At 38.4% G+C, this 19,848-nt stretch carries 11 protein-coding genes; 8 read left to right on the top strand and 3 right to left on the bottom strand.

Going from position 1 to position 19,848, the window contains the following annotated elements; genetic code table 11:
• Nucleotides 1-4 precede the first annotated feature (4 nt).
• From ACP6PK_RS30975 to ACP6PK_RS30950, 6 genes are all read left to right on the top strand, one after another.
• A complete protein-coding gene (locus tag ACP6PK_RS30975; protein ID WP_246844637.1) occupies nt 5-1,699 on the top strand; it encodes an SDR family NAD(P)-dependent oxidoreductase in 1,695 nt (564 codons plus the stop codon).
• A 334-nt stretch (nt 1,700-2,033) separates the two neighbouring features.
• Nucleotides 2,034-2,645 carry an NfeD-like protein gene (locus tag ACP6PK_RS30970; RefSeq protein WP_426565543.1) on the top strand — a complete coding sequence of 204 codons (612 nt, stop codon included), beginning with the start codon at nt 2,034-2,036 and terminating at the stop codon, nt 2,643-2,645.
• A gap of 26 nt (nt 2,646-2,671) precedes the next feature.
• A complete protein-coding gene (locus ACP6PK_RS30965) occupies nt 2,672-3,013 on the top strand; it encodes a hypothetical protein (RefSeq protein ID WP_426565541.1) in 342 nt (113 codons plus the stop codon).
• A 379-nt stretch (nt 3,014-3,392) separates the two neighbouring features.
• Entirely contained in the window at nt 3,393-4,781 is a 1,389-nt protein-coding gene (locus tag ACP6PK_RS30960) for a flotillin family protein (protein WP_426565539.1), read from the top strand.
• A 379-nt stretch (nt 4,782-5,160) separates the two neighbouring features.
• A complete protein-coding gene (locus ACP6PK_RS30955) occupies nt 5,161-5,427 on the top strand; it encodes a hypothetical protein (RefSeq protein ID WP_094678792.1) in 267 nt (88 codons plus the stop codon).
• Between the two features lie 7 nt (nt 5,428-5,434).
• Nucleotides 5,435-6,709, top strand: coding sequence for a flotillin family protein (locus ACP6PK_RS30950; RefSeq protein ID WP_426565536.1), 1,275 nt, complete (start codon nt 5,435-5,437; stop codon nt 6,707-6,709).
• Nucleotides 6,710-7,076: 367 nt separating this feature from the next.
• Here ACP6PK_RS30950 and ACP6PK_RS30945 read toward each other — a convergent pair whose 3' ends face one another.
• A complete protein-coding gene (locus ACP6PK_RS30945) occupies nt 7,077-8,861 on the bottom strand; it encodes a putative bifunctional diguanylate cyclase/phosphodiesterase (RefSeq protein WP_426565534.1) in 1,785 nt (594 codons plus the stop codon).
• 663 nt (nt 8,862-9,524) lie between these two features.
• On the opposite strand from ACP6PK_RS30945, the gene ACP6PK_RS30940 reads away from it, so the two are divergent.
• The gene (locus tag ACP6PK_RS30940; protein ID WP_371357608.1) at nt 9,525-9,644 is read left to right on the top strand and encodes a DUF4896 domain-containing protein; all 120 of its coding nucleotides are present in this window, start codon (nt 9,525-9,527) and stop codon (nt 9,642-9,644) included.
• Between the two features lie 425 nt (nt 9,645-10,069).
• Here ACP6PK_RS30940 and ACP6PK_RS30935 read toward each other — a convergent pair whose 3' ends face one another.
• Together ACP6PK_RS30935 and ACP6PK_RS30930 are read right to left on the bottom strand one after the other, a co-directional pair.
• Nucleotides 10,070-16,000 carry a trifunctional serine/threonine-protein kinase/ATP-binding protein/sensor histidine kinase gene (locus ACP6PK_RS30935; RefSeq protein WP_426565531.1) on the bottom strand — a complete coding sequence of 1,977 codons (5,931 nt, stop codon included), beginning with the start codon at nt 15,998-16,000 and terminating at the stop codon, nt 10,070-10,072.
• A gap of 815 nt (nt 16,001-16,815) precedes the next feature.
• Entirely contained in the window at nt 16,816-18,108 is a 1,293-nt protein-coding gene (locus tag ACP6PK_RS30930; RefSeq protein ID WP_426565529.1) for a glutathione S-transferase family protein, read from the bottom strand.
• Between the two features lie 734 nt (nt 18,109-18,842).
• On the opposite strand from ACP6PK_RS30930, the gene ACP6PK_RS30925 reads away from it, so the two are divergent.
• Nucleotides 18,843-19,823 carry a phosphate/phosphite/phosphonate ABC transporter substrate-binding protein gene (locus ACP6PK_RS30925; protein ID WP_426565527.1) on the top strand — a complete coding sequence of 327 codons (981 nt, stop codon included), beginning with the start codon at nt 18,843-18,845 and terminating at the stop codon, nt 19,821-19,823.
• The last annotated feature ends 25 nt before the right edge of the window (nt 19,824-19,848 follow it).

Raw genomic sequence — 19,848 nt, 5'->3', positions numbered from 1 at the left:
AATCTTGGCCTTATTTTTAGTGGCTATTAATTATTATTCCCTGTTTTTACTGTTTTCTCAACAATTAAGTTATAATTTAATCACCAATATTTTTCAAGTTATGAATCAAGATTTACAAAATAAAGTATGTATTGTTACAGGTGCTAATTCTGGTGTTGGTTTAATGACTGCTGTTGGTCTGGCAAAAGCAGGGTGTCATGTAATTATTGCCTGCCGTTCTGTTATTAAAGCTGAGAAAGCTGTAGATTATATTCGTCAGAATAGTGGAAATCAAAATGTTGAATTTTTACCCCTTAATCTAGCTTCTTTAAATTCAGTAATTCAATTTGTTGATTTATTTTTAAGCAGAAAACTTTCCTTACATATTTTAGTTAATAATGCTGGTATTTTCAATCACAAAGGGACTACTCAAGAAGGTTTTGAATTAATTTGGGGAACTAATTATCTAGGTCATTTTCTTTTGACTTATCTTTTGTTGGAAAAACTCAAAAATTCCGGAGCTAGTAGAATTATTATGGTGGCTTCCGATCTGGCATTAAAACCAAAAGCTATTCCCTGGAATTTATTAGTTAAAAAAACACCCATTAATTTTTTAGAACTTTACTCTGTCTCTAAATTATGTCTATTACTTCTGACAACTGAACTCACAAGACAGCTAGAGAATACAAATGTAACTGTTAATGCAGTTCATCCAGGATTCGTACAATCTAATATTACGATTTGGCATCATTTGAGTAAATATTTAAGTTTAGGTATTTCTCCAGAAAAAGGTGCTAATAGTACATTGTTTTGTGCCCAGTCTCAACAACTAACAGATGTGACTGGAAAATTTTTCGACTCTCAAAGTCAGGAAATTCCTTTGCCAAAAATAGCAACAGATATTGACTTAGCCCAAACACTATGGAAAAAAAGTTTAATCTGGACTGGATGCCAGAAAAAAATAATTAATTCCACAACAAATTATGATAATTTTCTGGGAATTTCTGGTCCTTACTCTCTCAAATTAGATTCTACTGAACTTAGTCAAATTGCCCAAACAATTTTTCAAGAAGTCTTACCTAAACCTCCCAGTAAATTATTACTATTGAAGTTTTTTAGTTTTATATTGAAGTTCAAAATTGGTGCTGCTTTTCTATTATTAATCCAAATTTGGAAGCGAGAATTTAACATGGAAAGACATCTTGATTCCCCGGCAGTATGGAAATTATGTCAGGATGAGAATTTATTGGAAAAATTACAACAATATTTAGGAGAAAAATTAGTATTGTGGCGTTCTGAACTATGGGTAAATTATCCTGCAAAACAATTAATCCCGTTGTGGCATAGAGACTCTTATCCCAAATTACTTTCTGGAGTGGGTAAGACAATTAATGTTTATATTGCCTTAACTGAAGTCAATGAATTTAACGGCTTTGAGTTTATACCTAATACTCATATCGACAATAATTTATCTGTAAATATGACAGACCCTTTTAGTGGAAATGATTTTTTTAAAATTACAAATACATTAGCAGAAAAAACAATACCAGTTGTTCTCAAGCCTGGTGAATTTGTGATGTTTACAGATGAACTTGTTCATCGATCTATATGTAATACCAGTGGTCAAGTTAGACTCTCATTGACTTTACGAGTAACTCAACCTACGATTAATATTTTGCCTAATTATAATCCTAATTTTCAGGAGCCTGTATTCTTATAGTAATTATCATACTGCTAAGGTATAGCTGAACTCAGAAGTTAAATTATTCCTGTGACTAAATTTGAGAGCTTGATTGTGTTTTAATAGTGCAAAAAACTTGATTAGAGAGTGTTTTGCAAGAAAATATGAAGCTTGGAACCGATGGGATCTTCTATACTCCCTACTCCCTGCTCCCTACTTAATCAAAAAATTTTCATAATAATTAAGATTCCTACTGATGATATAGCAGGTAGTTCTCCATTTACAAATTTTTTTTACAAATTGGTAAATAGGGAAACTAATTTGTCACAATATAAATAGATAAAAGGTTACTAAAAATTATGAAGGACAAATTATGGAATCAGCTTATGTTTTCTGTCTAATTATTGGTGGAGCATTTGTGGCACTTTCGGCATTTGCTGGTCTAGATGGCGTAGATTTTGACCAAGACTTTGAGCCAGACTTAGAAATTATTGACCAAAAAAATAAAGAAGATAATACCTCAATATATCATCGGCCTCGTCGGCGGTTATGGTTACCATTTTTAAGCTTAAAATTCTGGACTTTTGGCAGTTGCTTTTTTGGCTTAACTGGAATTTTATTATCCAATATTTCTACCAGTCTTTCACCTACTATAATTGCCATTATTTCTATAATTGTTGGTATTTTATGTGGCACAATTATGTCTTATGTATTATATACCTTAAAAAATCGTCCTGCTGATAGCCTGGTGCGTAGTGATGATTTGCTAGGTCTTTCGGGAATAGTCGAAATTCCTTTTGATAAAAATAGTAAAGGCAAAATCCAAGTAAATGTTAAGGAGTCTATGGTGGCATTTACTGCTTTTAGTGAAGAAAATAGGGATTTTACTAGGGGAGAAAAAGTGTTTATAGTCGGAGTAGAAAATAATAGAGCATGGGTAGTATCAGAAGATTGGATGGCTAAGTCGTCTGAGGGGAAATCTTAGGATTTTTTACCTAGGAATAAATCACGATGAAAAATCAAATTTTAATGCTAGCCTATATCTCAGTGATAGTAGGAATATTTGCTGGAATGTTCATAGTTTTGTTGTTGTCGATTTTTCGTCAACGACAAGTTATAAATAGTCTGGTTAGTCCTCAAGATTTTTTGGGTTTACCTTGTATTGTAGAAATTCCTTTTGATGCTCATAGTAGGGGAAAAGTACGCCTATATATTAAGGGGTCTAACCTTGAGCTAATTGCCCGTACACAAGAATCTAAAGAATTTACTAAGGGAGAAAAAGTATTTATTGTGGGCACTGAAAATAATCAGGTGTGGGTAGTTTCCCCATCATTTTTTCATAACCAGGAATAATATTATGTTCTGTAAAACACTTAATAATAGTATAGCAATCCTCCGCATATTCGTGGCAAAAATCTTACTGCTTTTTAGGGAACTCTTAACAGGCCGGAGTTTCAAGTTTTTTATCTACTTTTTAATTTATCACGACCTATTTAGGATTACTATAGCTCTCGTAGTTGACCTTTAGCACCAGAGGTATATTTGGACTAAGTTAAAAATAAACAGTCAAAAGTATTGATGAATTGTGAGACTTCTATTAAGTTGATTTTTTTGATCAAAAAGAATAGAAAACGATCGTTGATATATTGTCTGTGTGGTAATTTATTTTAATTTCATTTGATCCAGAAATCTATTAATTAATTGCACACTTTGTAATGAGGAAATTTAGCTAATGAAAAGTCAATTTGTTGAGCCAGGAAAAACCGAAATAACTACAGTAGAAATTGCCCAAGATCCTAGAGTTTTAGAAACTAACCAAACTAATAACTTATTAATAAAAGAAGTTAATACAGGTTTGCCCATGGCTCTATCTATATTTGGAGTCATAATACTCATCTGGTTTATCAATACATTCATACAAATTTGTAAACCTAATGAAATTCTAATTTTATCCGGTCGTAAACGGCGGACAAAAGAAGGGCAAACAGTTGGTTATCGGGTAATCTTTGGTGGTAGAGCAATTCCCATTCCAATTCTGGAAACAACTAAAATAATGGACTTGCGAACAATGCCAGTTCCTGTGGAAGTCCGTAATGCTTACTCCAAAGGAGGTACCCCACTAAATATTCAAGCGATCGCTAATATTAAAGTTTCTAACGACCCCAAAGTGGTAGGCAATGCCATAGAAAGATTTCTAGACCGCGATCGCTCAGAAATTACCCGTGTTGCCAGAGAAACCCTAGAAGGAAACCTGCGGGGAGTTGTCGCCACCCTCACCCCAGAACAACTTAATGAAGACCGCCTGCAATTTGCCGAACGAATTGCCGAAGACGTGAGTCGTGACTTAGCTAAATTAGGTCTGCAACTAGACATCCTCAAAATTCAAAGCGTTTCTGATGATGTAGACTACCTAAATTCCATCGGTCGCAAACAAATTGCCATGATCCGCCGAGATGCCGAAATTGCTGAGTCTAACGCTAAAGCAGAAGCAGAGCAAACAGAAGCAGACTCTAAACGAGAGTCAGAAATTGCCAAAACTCAGGCAGCTACATTAATAGTTCAGAAAGAAAACGAACTTCGCAAAATCAAAGCTGAATTGGAACAGCAAGCGCGTTCAGAAGAAGAACGAACTATAGCAGCAGGGAAAGAAGCTAGGGCCAGAGCAGAACAATTATTGCAAACAGTCCGTGCCGACTTAGAAAGGTTACGTCTCGAAGCAGACGAAGTATTACCAGCAGAAGCACAACGGGAAGCAAGAGAATTAGTCGCTAGGGGAAATGCTGCTTCACTCTCAGAAAATGCTCAAGCTGAAGCCTTGGTTAACGATATGCTATCCTTAGTTTGGCAGGAAACTGGTAAGGATGCTGCCGAGTTATTCTACTTACAGCAAATTAGTATGATTTTGCGCGAGTCTGCTAAAATTCCAGGACAAGTTAAGCTGGAAAATGTTAAAGTTATTGATAGTGGGGATGGTAAGTCCATCGCTAGCTTGGTAAATGCTTATCCAGAAATCTTCCGTCAGTTCCTCAAGAATGTTAATCAAACCCTTGGCGTTGATGTCACAGGTAACTTCAGCAGTCAAAATGGCAAGAAAGTTGAATTTCTGGAGGCTCAAAAATAAGGCAATGGATAATTGATAAGTAGGTAGGTGAAAAAATTTACCGAATAATTAAGGTTTAAAGCCTCTCACTCGCCTTGGAGAAACAATGAATTTATTTTCCTTTTATTCAATCCAATCTGTTTTAGGGAGAGGTAATTATCAATTATCCATTATCCATTATCCATTATCCATTATTGAAAAGTATGTCATTGCGACTGGAACGGAGTGGAAGCAAGCAATCTCAAGGGTTTTAGCTGCTTTAATATTTCGTTATATAGTGACGTTTTTTATTCCTTCCTACCTACTTAATTAGACATCTCCAGAAAAGAGGAAACAGGAAACAGGAAGAAATAATAGATAATTTATGGATGAGAATTGATTAAATTTTTAATTTTTGGAGATGTCTATTAGAGATAGTTTTCATTATCCATTATCAATTATCGGCGTTGGTAAATTAGTGTATTATATTAATCTTAATTACTTAGGAGTCAGCAGTCAGGAGTCAGGAGGGAAGAAAGAAGAACTAAAGAAGAGTAGAAGGAGAAAGTTTTTTGGTTGCCTCAACAAGATGGGAAGTTCTATCGCGCTCTTATCCGGACATGGTATCATACCTCAAATTACCAACGCCCAATTATCAATTATCAATTATCCATTAATGAAGGAGTAAAAAAAACATGGAAATAGTATTAGCATTACTAGGAGTTTTCGGTCTAGGAACGGGTGCGGGTGTATTTGTAATTCGCAACCTTTATTACATTTGTCAACCAAGTGAAGTCCTAATTTTTGCAGGCGGTCGTCACCGTGTTGGAGACACCAAGAAAAAAGTTGGGTATCGCCTTGTTAAAGGAGGTAGTAGCGTTCGCGTTCCCCTATTAGAACAAGCTTTTCGCATGGACTTGAGTAATATGATTATTGAACTCAAGGTTAATAATGCTTATTCTAAAGGTGGTATTCCCCTGACGGTGGAAAGTGTGGCAAATATCAAAATTGCTGGTGAGGAACCTACTATTCATAATGCAATTGAGCGGTTACTAGGAAAAACTCGCCAGGAAATTGAAAAGTTAGCTCAGGAAACTTTAGAGGGAAATTTGCGTGGTGTGTTAGCTTCTCTAACACCGGAACAGGTGAATGAGGATAAAATTGCTTTTGCGAAAAACTTACTAGAAGAAGCAGAAGACGACTTGGAAAAATTAGGTTTGGTATTAGATACTCTGCAAATTCAGAATATTTCCGATGAAGTGGGATATCTTGATTCTATCGGTCGTAAGCAACAAGCGGAACTTGTACGAGATTCTCGCATTGCTGAAGCTAAAACTCAGGCAGAATCAATCATACGCGCTGCAGAAAACCATAAGAATACTTCTCTCAAACAGATAGAAACTGAGATTGCTATGGCTCGCGCAGAGGCAGAAAGGCGGATTAAAGATGCGATGACGAAACGGCAAGCTGTTGTAGCTGAAGCAGAAGCAGATATTGGCTCGGAAGTAGCACGGACTCAGGCTGAGGTTGGAGTACAGAAGGAACGGATCAAACAGGTTGAACAACAGTTACAGGCGGATGTGGTTGCTCCTGCGGAAGCCCAATGTAAGCGGGCGATCGCTCAGGCGAAGGGAGATGCTGCTGCTATTGTGGAACCAGGAAAAGCACAAGCTGAAGGTATTCGCAAATTGGCGGAGTCTTGGAAAGCTGCTGGTGAAAATGCGCGGGAGGTTTTTCTGTATCAGAAATTGGAGGAGTTGTTGAAGATTATGGTCTCCACTGTGCCAGAGGTAGAGATGGATAATGTGACTGTGATTAATTCTCAAGGTGGAAGCAATGCTACAAAAATGGCTGCTTTCTTTGAGGAGTTAAAGCAAACTGCTGGTATTGATGTCGCTGCTACCCTGGAAAGTCTGACAGCAGGAACTGATAAACCTGAAGTCAGGAGTCGCAAGTCAGAAGTTAAATAAGCAGTCAGCGTAGTAGGATACTCTGCATAGTAGGGACGTTGCATGCAACGTCCCTACAGGGAACAAAATTCTCCCACTACGGTGTCTTATAACAAAAATAATTACAATGCACCACCACCAGTTTTTGTTTGTAGTATAGCTCTCAGCCCCAGAAATTTCTATGCTTCTTGCTCAAGCCCAACTACGAGTTTTAATTATCACTATTCAAAAAGTACCTAGTTTTCCGCTCTTTATGCTCCAAAAAAAATTACTCCCCTACTTCCCTACTCCCCTACTTCCCTACTCCCCTACTCCCCTACTCCCCCACTCCCCCGCTCCCCCGCTCCCCTACTTCCCTACTCCCCTACTTCCCTACTCCCCTACTCCCCTACTCCCCTACTCCCGATCTTTGGAGAAACTCTTCAGCCGCAACTTTATCTAAAGGCTTTGCTAAAAAATATCCTTGGGCAAATTCACATCCTAGAGCTTTTAGTTGTTGTAGTTGAGTTTCTGTTTCGACTCCTTCTGCTACAACATTCATGTTCAGACTATGAGCAAGTGCAATAATCATCTTGACCATTTCTAAACCACCTAAGTTACTCTCCATCCGCGTCACGAACGATCGGTCAATTTTTAAAGTGTCAATGGGAAATTCATGGAGGCGACTGAGTGAGGAGTAACCTGTACCAAAGTCATCAATACAAATATTAATTCCTAAATCTTTCAATTCTTGTAGCACCTGAATCTGAGCTTCAGAATTTTCTAAAAGACAACTTTCAGTAATTTCCAGTTTCAGACTACTTCCGGGTAACTGAGTAGCATCTAGAATAGCTTGAATATTCTCCAATAAATCACTTTGCTTGAGCTGGATAGTTGAGAAATTAATATTTAGCAGTAGGGATTGCTGTTGAGGGAATTTATTTCGCCAATCTTGTAGCTGACGACAAGCTTCTTGAAACACCCACCATCCCAAAGGAGTAATCAACCCAGTTTCCTCCGCAACAGGAATAAACTTACTTGGAGAGATGCTTCCATCAGGAGTAAACCAGCGAATCAATGCTTCAAACCCACTCAAATAACCTGTAGTCACTTCAATAATTGGTTGATAATACAGAGAAAAATCTTCCCGCTCAATTGCTTGTCGAAGTTTATTTTCCAGTTGTAATCGTTCCATCGCACTTGCTTGGATAGTCGGATCAAAAATCACATACTGATTTTGGCCTTTAGCTTTGGCACAATACATGGCAGCATCAGCATCTCGGAGTAACTCGTCTGCTTTCTGATATTGTCTAGTGCTGAGAGCAGTTCCAATACTAGCTCCGAGATGAATTTCATATTCATTGAGTAAGAAGGCTTGGTTGAACTTTTGCTGAATCCTTTTGGTTATCGAGATCACTTCATGGATATTATTGAGTTCTTCGAGTAGAATCACAAATTCATCTCCACCAAAACGAGCAACTGTGTCTGAACCTCGAACAGAAACTTTTAATCGTTCTGCAACTGCTGCCAGAAGACTGTCTCCCACAGAGTGCCCCAAACTGTCATTGACAACTTTGAAGCGGTCTAAGTCGATAAACAAAACAGCATATAAATAGTCAGGGTAGCGTTCAGCATAGGAAATATTATGTTGTAATAAATTATCTAATAAGATTCGATTCGGTAATCCTGTAAGAGCATCATGAACTGCATCGTATTCGAGTTGAGCATACATTTTTTCAATTTGTTCTTGCTTCTTTCGCATCTTTTGAACAAACTGTAAAGTTTTTCTGATCGTGGTTTCTAAGTCTTGAAAATCAATGGGTTTGGTTAGGAAGTCAAATGCTCCTCGATTCATTGCAGTTCTAATATTAGTCAGATCGCCGTATGCAGAAAGTACAACTGCTTTAATGTTGTCATCAATATCGGATAGCTCACCTAGTAGAGTTAAACCATCCATTTCTGGCATATTAATATCAGTCAGCACAACATCAATATGGCCTTCCTGCTTGAGTTTATTCAAGGCTTCTATCCCATTTTGTACAAAAACAAAATCAAATTCCTTGGCTCGAATATTTTTCCGGAAGCGCTGTTTGATTAGGCGTTGAAGCTCAATTTCATCATCAACGACTAGGATTTTGGCTATTTGGGCTTTTTGTTCTTCAGGGGTTGCTGATTGAGAAAGAATATTATTCATCTAACATATTAGATATAACTATATATTACTATAAATTAAATTGCCAAAAATGTTATTACACTAACATTAGTAAAAAAAAGTAAGCGATCGCTTACTTAATACACAATCCTGATTCTGATTCTATATAAAGAATTTAAAATTAAATTCATCCAGGGATAGAATTTGACTTTTAGTCAAGTTAATTCTGTGATTATATATCTTAACTTGATTTCTCAGTTTATCTAAAATTTGTCTATATAAATATCTACGGTTGAATACTTATATCATATCTGTTGGTATCGTTTGTGTAAAAAATGGAGAAATATCTACCTTATCTTAGAGTTTTTCTTTCTTTTAAAACTTCTTCCTTCTTTCCTAGATAACTAAAGCCTTCTTCCTTCTTTATTAGTGAAAAATTAAGGTTTAAAGTCTCTCCTTTCAGGGAGAAAAAAATTTCCTCTGAACCAATCCTCTTCTTTTTAAGAAGAGGTAATTATTAATTATTAATTGTTATATCATGTCCGCTGCTATGGTCGCGTCGTGTAAAAGTTGGGGAAATATTTACCTTATGTAAGTTTTTCCTTTTCTTCTTTCTTCTTCCTTCTTTCTTCTCTCCTAGATAACTCAAGCCTTCTTCCTTACCGAATAATTAAGGTTTAAAGCCTCTTCTTTAAAGGAGAAACAATGAATTTATTTTCCTTTTATTCAATCCTCTTCCTTTTAGGGAGAGGTAATTATCAATTATCCATTATCAATTATCAATTATTGAACTTCTCTATACAATACCGATGCTACCGGACATGATATTACAAATAAAGAATTATTGAACTTCCCTATACAATACTGATGCTACCGGACATGATATTACAAATAAAGAATTATTGCTCTGCTGATTAAATATCACAGAATTTACAGATAAAGGTTTTAGTATTTTTAGGTCTGGAAAAAGTACCTAGTTCTCAGCTCTTTATGCTCAACAAGTTAGTATTTTGGGCAAGAGATTACCCCAAAAATTATATCAAATCTGCTTGCCTCGGAGTAACAAGAAACCGGGTTTGTGGGAGGTCAATGGTAGGGACGTATCGCTGCGCGACATGAAACGCATTTTTGTTATGCAACGTCCCTACAAGGGCATTTGAGACAAACCCGGTTTCTCTGCTTTTTTATACCAATACTACCGGATTTGATATTACTCCCCTACTCCTTAAAAAGGACTTTTTCAGAAAACCCTAATTAGGTAGTCTCACAATCACTTCCGTAAACTCACCCAATTCACTATTAATATTTATACTTCCTTGATGCTGCTTGACAATAATATCGTGGGTCAGTGATAGGCCCAATCCTGTCCCTTCTCCCGGTGGTTTAGTCGTAAAGAACGGGTCTAATATTTTGGACTTCATAGCTGGTTCAATCCCACAGCCATTATCACGAATTCGTATTTCCACTTCCTCTGATCTCAGATGGGTAGAAACCCATAGGGTAGGAGTATAGTCAATTTTCCCTACAGGAGAATTAGCTCTAAGTTGATTTTGCTTCGAGCGCATGGCATGAAAGGAATTGCCCATCAAGTTGAGCAATGCACGGATGAAACTGCTGGGAATCACTTTAACTAAGTCCAAATTGTCAGCATAGTTAGTGCGAATGGAGGGGTTAAAAGGCTTGTCCTGCTGTTGTTTACTGTGAGATACTAGCTTTATAGCTTGGTCTAGCAAGTCATGGAGATGGGTAGACTGAGGGATAGATTCCTTATACTCTACACGAGTATGTTGCATCATAGTTTCGATAATCTGTGTAGCCCGAACGCTATGATGGGAGATCGTTGTCGCATTTTCCTGCAAATCATCAATTATAGATTGGGTCAATTCTAAAGTTTCTGGATCTAGAGTGGAAATTACAGGTTCGAGGGTATCCAATAGTTCTTGAGAAAGTTCGATGGAACCTTCAGCATAGTTTTTGACAAAGTTGAGAGGGTTGCGTAGTTCATGGGCGACACCTGCGGTGAGAGTCCCTAGAGAAGCCAATTTTTCCTGGGCAATAATGCGTTGTTGGGCTGCTTTAAGTTCGGTAGTGCGCTCTTCAACTTTTTGCTCCAATGTCTGGGAATAATTACCTAATTCCTGGTTTGCTTGCTCTAATTTCCGATTGACTTTGGCTAATTCTAGCAATAATTTTTCCCGCTCTGCTTCGATATTTTTCCGATCGCTAACATCCATCACTACACCATCCCAGATAATTGAGCCATCTGCTTGTTTAATAGGATGGGCTACTGCTTGAATCCATTTCACTATTCCTGACGGTGTTACAATACGAAATTCTAGGTTGAACTGTTGCAGTGTCTGGTGAAGGTCAGCAACCATTCCATCAATTAGTAGGCTATCTTCAGGATGTTCAAAGTCTCGGAAACTATATTTGCCAGCCATCATTTCTTCAGCAGATACCTCATATATATCCAGACAACCAGAGCTTGCATAAGGAACTGTCGTCGATCCATCAGGTGCAATTAAGAGTTGATAGAGCATCCCTGGAATGTTGGCAGCTAGATAGCGAAAGCGAGTTTCACTAGCCTGTAATTTGCTCAAGGAAACTTCTAACTGCTGGGCATAGGATTGGGATTGCTTATACAGCCGGGCTTTTTCAAGGGAAATAGCAGCTTGGGTACAGAGGAATTTGAGAATTAGCAGGCGATCGCTCGTAAAGACACCACTGGCTAATTTATTTTGCAAATACAGAATTCCAATTAATTTTTGTTGATTCAGCAGTGGCAAACACAGAATACTCTGGGGAAATTCTTGGCTCAGATACTCATCAATGACTGGTAAATCTGTTTTCCGAGCGTCAATCATTACTATCTCTTGGGTATTTTTGACATAGTAAATCAGGTTAACGGGTAGGTTAGGGTTGCCTTCTAAAGACTGTGTACAAACTTCAGTCGTTTTCAGTGTGGTAATGGCTTCAACCTGCCAGTTTCCTTCAGGGTCAGGGAGGATTAAGGCACAGCGATCGCCTCCTGAGTTTTGTAGAATAATTTGAGTTAGTTGCTGCAGAAGTTCATCAAGTTGAATGATGCTCGAAATACTCTGAGAGGCTTTGAGAATAGTTGCTAAATCTAGGGTTGTATTGAGGTTGTTGTTTGAAGTGGATTTGTCTGTAATGGAAGTCAGGAGCGAAAGCGAGGAATCGCTAGCAAGCTCGGCTAAAGTTTCTAGAGAATTGCTTGGGTTTACCTGGTGTAGAATAGGCTGTAGCAAATGGGGGTAGCGCTGTTCTAAGTCATCAGTTTTAGCTTTAGCGCCCCACTTGACATAGCTATAATAGGCTTCTTGCAGGTAGCTAGCAGCGATTTTTTCTTTGCCTAAATCTAGATAAAACTTCCCAGCAAGTTCGTTAGCCAGGGCTTCTTCTTGAAGGTATTTATTTTCTTTAGCTCCAAAAATGGCACGATCGTAAAAATCCCCAGCTTGATAATTCTGTCCTAAGATGCGACTTTTTTCGGCTTCCACCAGATCGACCTTATGTTGATGATTCATCGGTGCATGATGTGCCCAATTTTTCATCTTTTCTTGATTGGCAGCAACCCGCTGTAAAATACTTTCCCTTTCCTCTGCACCAACCTTAGTCTCCTTATATAAGGCAAGGTGTGTTAGAGAATCATAAAAATAAAAAATCGGTATTACAGCTATACCTGTCTGTCCTTCTGAATATTTTTCAAATTCTGCTGCATTTCTGAGAGCCAGATCGAATTCTCCAAATAAATAACAGAGGATTAGTTTATTAAAATACAAGTAACTTATCGCTGTAATATCGTTGGAGTTATGATGGTGTAATAGCTTTTGCTCCTCATCATAAACCTCACCCTTTAAATAGCACCGACTTTTAGATTCATTCTGTAAATTTAGTACAGACTGCCAAAAAATAGCGATATAATTTAAACTTGTTTCTTGCTTGATTTTCTGGAGTGCATAATAGTATTTCTCTATATCTGCTCTCACTTCATCAAGATTATTTCCCACCAAAAAGACACCATAACAATAAATTAAAGCTGCATAGCCAGCAAATTCTAAATCTCCCGTTTCTATTCCATTGGTATAAGATTCTTGAAGGGGCTTTAAAATTGCTCTCAATGGTTCTTTCCAATGGATAACGCAAGAATAAGCCACATTAAATACTTTAGATTTAAGTTGATTGATATTTAGTTTTGATAAAACAGACAAACCCAGTTTTCCAAATTGATAACCTGTCTCAATATCTCCCACAATTCCACACATAATTAACCCGTAATTTGTATAAGCAACTGCTGATTCGGGGGAATTACCATATTCAACAGAAATAATAACTTGTTTACATACCACCAGAGGCAGTAGGTTGGGAGCAACAATATAAACAGGGATAAATATATTCGAGAGAATTTGCATCGCAGCTAATTTTTCTGGTGCAGTCATCGCTGGTAAATTGATTAATTGATCGATTTCTATACCGTTCAACTTTGGGGTAATTTCCTGGAAACCTTCCTGAATGTCATCTGGTGTCACGGGAGTCGGGAAATTCACCCCTAACTGATCTAAAACGACAAGCCCGAGATTGGTCGCTTCTTTGAGTTGGTTTTGGGCTGAGTAAGCTTTGATTTTGACTTCATAAACTTTGATGCGGTCTAGAATGTTAGCAGTATGAACATCTAATACTTTCGCCAGTTGCTCCATTTCCTCGAAGTCACCATTCAGATAAGCTCCCTCGATTTCTGACTCGTATAAGGCTAAAGTAAGAGAGTAATGAGAGTTCCAGGAATCTTGAGGTAAGAGCGTTCGACCGATACTGAAATATTCAACTGCTGCCCGATAAGCTGTTGAGGCTAAAGCTTTACCTCCTGCTGTCAGATTTAACTGAGCCAGGCGCTCGCGTTCGCTCTGAGTAGTTAGCAAGTCTACTCCATAATTCAACTGATTCACAATTGCAAAAATCTTTTCGTCCTGCACCTCCTCTGGAGTATTTTCCAGTAACAACCGTCCGATTTTCAGATGAGTGGTTTGTTTCTGCTCGTCATTGGGAATCAGAGAATATGTCGCTTGCTGCATTCGGTCATGGAGAAATCGATAATGGAGCATCTGTGAATCTGACTCTAACTTCTGCTCTTCCCCACCCACATAGAACTTGTATATTTGACTCTGAGGCAAAACTAAACCTTGTTGCAGTGCTGACCACAAAGCTGTTGCCGTTTCGATATCCGATCGCTCAGAAACAATGGCTAACGTTTCCAAATCAAATTGGTTGCCAATGCAAGCAGCTAGTTTGAGAATCTCTTGGGTGGATATGGGTAATTTTTGTAACTGCAAGGCCATAAATTCCACTACATCATCCGTCAGAGCAGCATCCTGAACTCGCACGATATCACACTGCCAATGGCCAGCTTGCCTATCAAACTCAATCAGCCCATCTTCATGTAAAGCCTTGAGAAACTGGGTGGCAAAAAATGGATTTCCCTGAGTCTTCTGATCAACTAACTCCGTGATAGGTTGGGCGAATTTCTCCCCACAATGGAGTGTATCAGCTACCAGATGATTGAGGCTATTTTGAGTTAAGGGTTCTAGGGTAATGGTATTCAGAATTGCCCCGTCTTTAGTCAGCCCATCTAAGGCTAACATCAAGGGATGGGTGGGTGAGACTTCGTTGTCTCGGTAAGCTCCAATTAATAACAGATAGCCTGTTTCTACATCCGTCATTAACAAATTCATCAAGTTCAGGGAAGCCGAATCTACCCATTGTAAGTCATCTAAAAATATAACTAACGGATGCTCTGGCGTTGAAAAGACTTGAGCGAATTTCTGGAAGAGTAAATTAAACCTATTTTTGGCAGCAGTACCGGATAGCTCAACAGCAGGAGGTTGCGCTCCAATAATCTGCTGTAGTTCGGGAATAACATCAATGATGACCTGCCCACTTTCCCCAAGGGCAGTCATAATTTTAGACTTCCAACTTTGGAGTTCAGTATCGCTTTCACTCAGCAGTTGTCTCATTAAATCTCGAAAAGCTTCCACGAACGCAGAGAAAGGAATGTTACGATTGAATTGGTAAAATTTTCCTTTGATAAAGTAGCCTCGTTTTTCGACAATGGGTTTATGCACCTCATTCACGACTGCGGTTTTGCCGATACCTGAGAAACCAGCCACTAAAATAAGTTGGCTTCTGGAAGTTCCCTTGTCACCCTTCCTAGCTACCTGTTCAAAAGTATCCAGTAACCTTTCGACTTCCCCTTCCCGTCCGTAGAGCTTTTCAGGAATCAAGAAGCGATCGCATACATCCCGCTCCCCAAGTTCAAAGGGGATAATTGTTTCTGTCTCTTCCCACTGCTGCAAACATCGCTCCAAGTCATATTTCAGCCCCAACGCACTCTGATAACGTTCTTCCGCATTCTTGGCCATCAACTTAATTACGATTGCCTGCAACGCCTCTGGTACTTTCCTCTGCCACCTATCTACTGGAAACTTTACCTTCTCGACCAGATGAGAATGCAGCAACTCCATCGGGTCTCTGGTGGCAAAGGGCAATTGTCCAGTCAGCAGTTGAAAACAGGTGACACCCAGAGAATAAAAATCGGTACGGTAGTCAATACCCCGGTTCATCCGTCCTCTTTGTTCCGGGGACATATAGGCCAGGGTTCCTTCTAGGACATTGGGGTTGATGAGTTGTTGCTGTTCTTTGGGCAGTAAGCTAGAGATACTGAAGTCTAGGAGTTGAACTTGAAGGGTTTGGGGATGAATCAGGATATTACTCGGCTTAATATCTTTGTGGATGATGCGTTGTTGAGTCAGATAGTGAAGTGCCTCAGCCAGTTGAATGGCTATGTTGAAAAAATTGATGAGGTTTTGGTCAGAGTTAGGCCAATACTTGGAGAGGGCGATCGCTCCTTCATCGGGCATTACCAGGGCATAACCGTTGCCGTAGCGTTCTAAAGCTAGAGGCCGAAGAATTGAGGGATGTTCTAAGTGGCTAGTAATAACGTATTGGTTGCGGAAGCACACTAGGTCATTGAAGTGGGGAAAGGGATTCCGCAGAACTTTGATGACTACTCGACTGTTATCGCTCTCCCGGATCGAGCGATATACTAAGGTACGTTTTCCGGCATATATTTGGTTTGTCTCTTGATAACCAGGCAAGTTAAGCATCATTACCTGAAAAATTCCGAAAATATTACCTTTTTAATTTTACCTCATTTTCACCTCAACTTAAAAAAAATTAACTTAATAGTTTAGTAGTGGACTGACACAGGTAATGACTGTGCATGAGGGAATTAGACTCTGTAGGGGCGGGTTTCACAGTAGGGACGTTGCATAACAAAAATGCGAACGTCCCTACAACGAGTTTTCACATTGAGTCAAATAAACCCGCCCCCAATCCCAATGATATAACCGACCGTTCTAGGGGGGTGTAAATCTTAGAGTAAGCATGAAAATTCTAGCTCAAACCCGCCCCTACTATTGCACCATTTTAGCTGTGTCGGTCCAGTAGTGTTGGTCCAGTAGGGTGCGTTAGACAGCTAAAATTGAGACTGTGGAAGGCATTTAACAATCTGTCGTAACGCACCATTTTAGTTAGATATGTTAATCCAGTAGCAAATGTAGTGGAGCGACACAAGTAATGGGTGTGCATGAGGGCGGTTCGGTGTAAATCTTAGAGTAAGCATGAAAATTCTAGCTCAAACCCGCCCCTACCATTGCACCATTTTAGATGAAACAATCTAGTAGTAACGCACCATTGAATATTTGCCAGTATTAGCGATCGCCTTTTAATTGCTGTAAAATCTGTCGGCTTAGGTTGGGTTGTAGCTTGCTTCCGCTTAACGATACGACAGTGAAACCCAACAGAAACTCGTTAATGTTGGGTTTCGGTTCCATGCTACGCAACGCTAACGTTTCCATGTCGCGTTAGCGAAACAACCCAACCTACATTTGAGGCGTGTCAGTCCACTACTGCACTGATAAATTTAGTAGATACAAGACAACATTGTATCAATTGCTGTTTGAAAAGCAACTGCAGCTTTTGCACTCATGTCACGAGGGACACAAACCCTATTTCTGAGAAAAGCTAGAGCGATCGCTCCAATGGCAGCAGCAGCAGTAACTTTCTCCTTGACTTCATTTTGTTGTTCAGTTTTAGGATCGACTGAGCGAGGGGAAAATGTAAGACTTCCCTCAATTAAATAATAAACTAAACGTCTTAAATAAAGGTCAATCACTGATTCAATTTTTGGTAAACTATCCTGAGTCACCCATGCTTTAATTCCCGAATTTTTGAGAATATCAGCAACAACAGTTTGATAGTTACTACTTAATCTTCCTGCTGCCTCCATTCGATAGTCTTTTTCCAGACTGGCAAATTCTGCTTGAGGTTTTGATTTCCCCTCATAAATAGGTTGTAAACGAAATATACTTTCCATGACCAAATTATTAGTTCGAGCATTGGGTTTCACACGTTGATAAGCCTCACGTTGGTCGATCACCATGAGCCATTGATTAATCCGAGGAAAGCGATCGTTATTATAGATAGAATACCGCCGAAATACAGGTAAATTTGCTGCTAATCTTCTGAGACTAGGAATATACATTATATCCACTAAGCTAAACTCTTTCATAAAATAAACACCAGGATACTGACCTAATGTTTCCTCCAACTGATCTAAATTAGTCTCAAAAGTTGTTTGGAAATTCAGCAGTTGTGCCTCTTTTTCTTCCGGTGTAATTTCTGTATTCTGCTGAGAATTAAACTGAGAATTAGCGAGAAACTTATATCCTGATCTAATTAAACCATTACTATCAAAATATTCAATCATATCTAAAGCTACAGACCTTTCTTGAGGTTCCCTCGGCAATAGGGGAAAGCTATCAAATTTCTGTTCTAAAGCAAGTAAAATATCTTTAGATTCATACACTAATTCCCCTTCAATTTTCACTGCTGGAACTAACCCAGTTGGAACCATATCCTTGTACCATTGTGGCTTGTCTGCTAAGTTAATCAACTCAACTTCAAAAGGGATTTGTTTTTCTTCTAAGGCCAACCAAACTTTTTCACAGAAAGGACACCAAGCATGAGTATCTCGATAAAGCAAAACAGAGGCTTTTTCTCCAGGGTTTAGTCGTTCGAGATAACTAGATATTGTTGCCGTGCCAGGACTTTGATCTTTTCTTAATATCCATTTTGCTGTGGTATTTTGTTGAGCAAACTGTTGCAATTCTTCCCAGTTAGGAACAGGTTGGTTATGGGATACATCTATTACCATTGGTAAATTTAATCTTTTCTAGTGTATGAGCGATTAATTTTCAATTATATAGCAGTTTCCTACTTGATGAAGTACATATATTTATGGTTTTAGGGAGTAGGGGAGTCGGCAAAAAATTTCATTCCGTCGGTTGTACCACTTTAACCTGGAATCTGCCTTATCATCAAGCAAAAAAAAAGCAGACTTTCATTAATTGATAATTGATAATTGATAATTACCTCTCCCTTTTAGGGAGAGGATTGAAACAAAGGCAGAAAAGATTTATTTTTTTCCCCTTGAAAGGGGAGGCTTTAAACCTGAATGGTCTAATTATTTAATTGTTTAATTATTAATTATTTCGGTAATTGTATTATTCTCTAATTTTTTTAGGAGATTATTATAATGAATAAAACACTATAAATTAACATATTTGATAGATATAGTCAATTTTTTTTGACAGTTGTACATCTAGAAAATGTGGGAATGGTAATATAAATATTGTCCTCTAATTCTAGCCTCCCTACACTAAAGTGAAAGTAATTCCCTAGAAAAAAATTAAAAATGACGGTCTAACTTAGCCAGGCGGATTTATCCCCTGGTTGAATAACAAAACGTGGGTAATAAAGCGCAGTAAAAGTTTGGTATAATTGTGAAGGGCGAGTCATAACAAGGTTTGTCACCATAGAATCCAGGTTGTTTGAACCCTTGGAGATGTCAAATTCAACTTTTAGTCCTCATTAACAAGGAAAATTACAATGGGTTACTTCTCTAGATTTTCAAAGCTTAAAAATCCTTATCCAAAACCACTAATTGTTATACTACTTGGTTTAACAGTTGCTTTTTTAAACACAGGTTGTATTGGAAATTCTCAATCTGATTCTAATAAATCGTCAAGCAACAATCTTAATTCGCCAGTTGATCCCGCAGAAAACTCACAGCAACAACTGAGCAGTTTAAGTATCGTCATGATTCCGTCCCAAAATTCGGAGGAGCAAAAGGAGAAGCGCGAACTTTTTGGTGATTATCTCGAAGAAAAATTAGGATTGCCCGTTAACATTCAAATTCCTGAAAACTATGACACAGCAATTGATTTAATTGCAGAGGGAAAAGTGCAAATGGCTTATTTAGGACCATTTTCCTATGTTAAAGCTAAACAACGGAATTCCAAGCTTGAACCTATCGTTGCCTATATTGATAGAAGAACGGGACGACCTTCGTATACCAGTACAATTGTTGCTAATACTGAGAGTGGAATTAAAACGATCGAAGATTTAAAAGGGAAACGTTTTGGTTTTGTCAATCAATCATCAACGTCTGGATATCTCGTTCCTCTGTCTCATCTAGTCAGCCAGAATATCGATCCAGAAAAGGACTTCACAGAAGTTCTGTATATGGGTAGCCACAACAAAAATGCTGCGGCTTTGGAAGCTGGAAAGATTGATGCAGCGGGTATTAATAAACCGACTTATTTGAACGCTCAAAAATCAGGACAACTCTCTCCAGAAAAATATCAACTGCTCTGGGAATCAGATCCCATTCCTAATGCACCCATTGTGATATCAAGAGAACTACCAGCAGATTTTAGATCTAATTTACAGAAAGCATTAATTAATGCGCCACCAGATCTGGCAGCTCTGAGTGGTGCTAAGTCAGATGGCTATACTCTAGTTCAAGATCGAGATTATGAACCTATTAGAGAATTGCAAAGGACATTAGGACTCAAAACTGCTGAGTAGAATGGCATGAAGATCACGACTAAAT

Source organism: Dapis hubbardiae BLCC-M172 (assembly GCF_050016015.1).
GTDB lineage: Bacteria > Cyanobacteriota > Cyanobacteriia > Cyanobacteriales > Microcoleaceae > Trichodesmium.
This window is presented reverse-complemented; position numbering and strand designations above follow the sequence as displayed.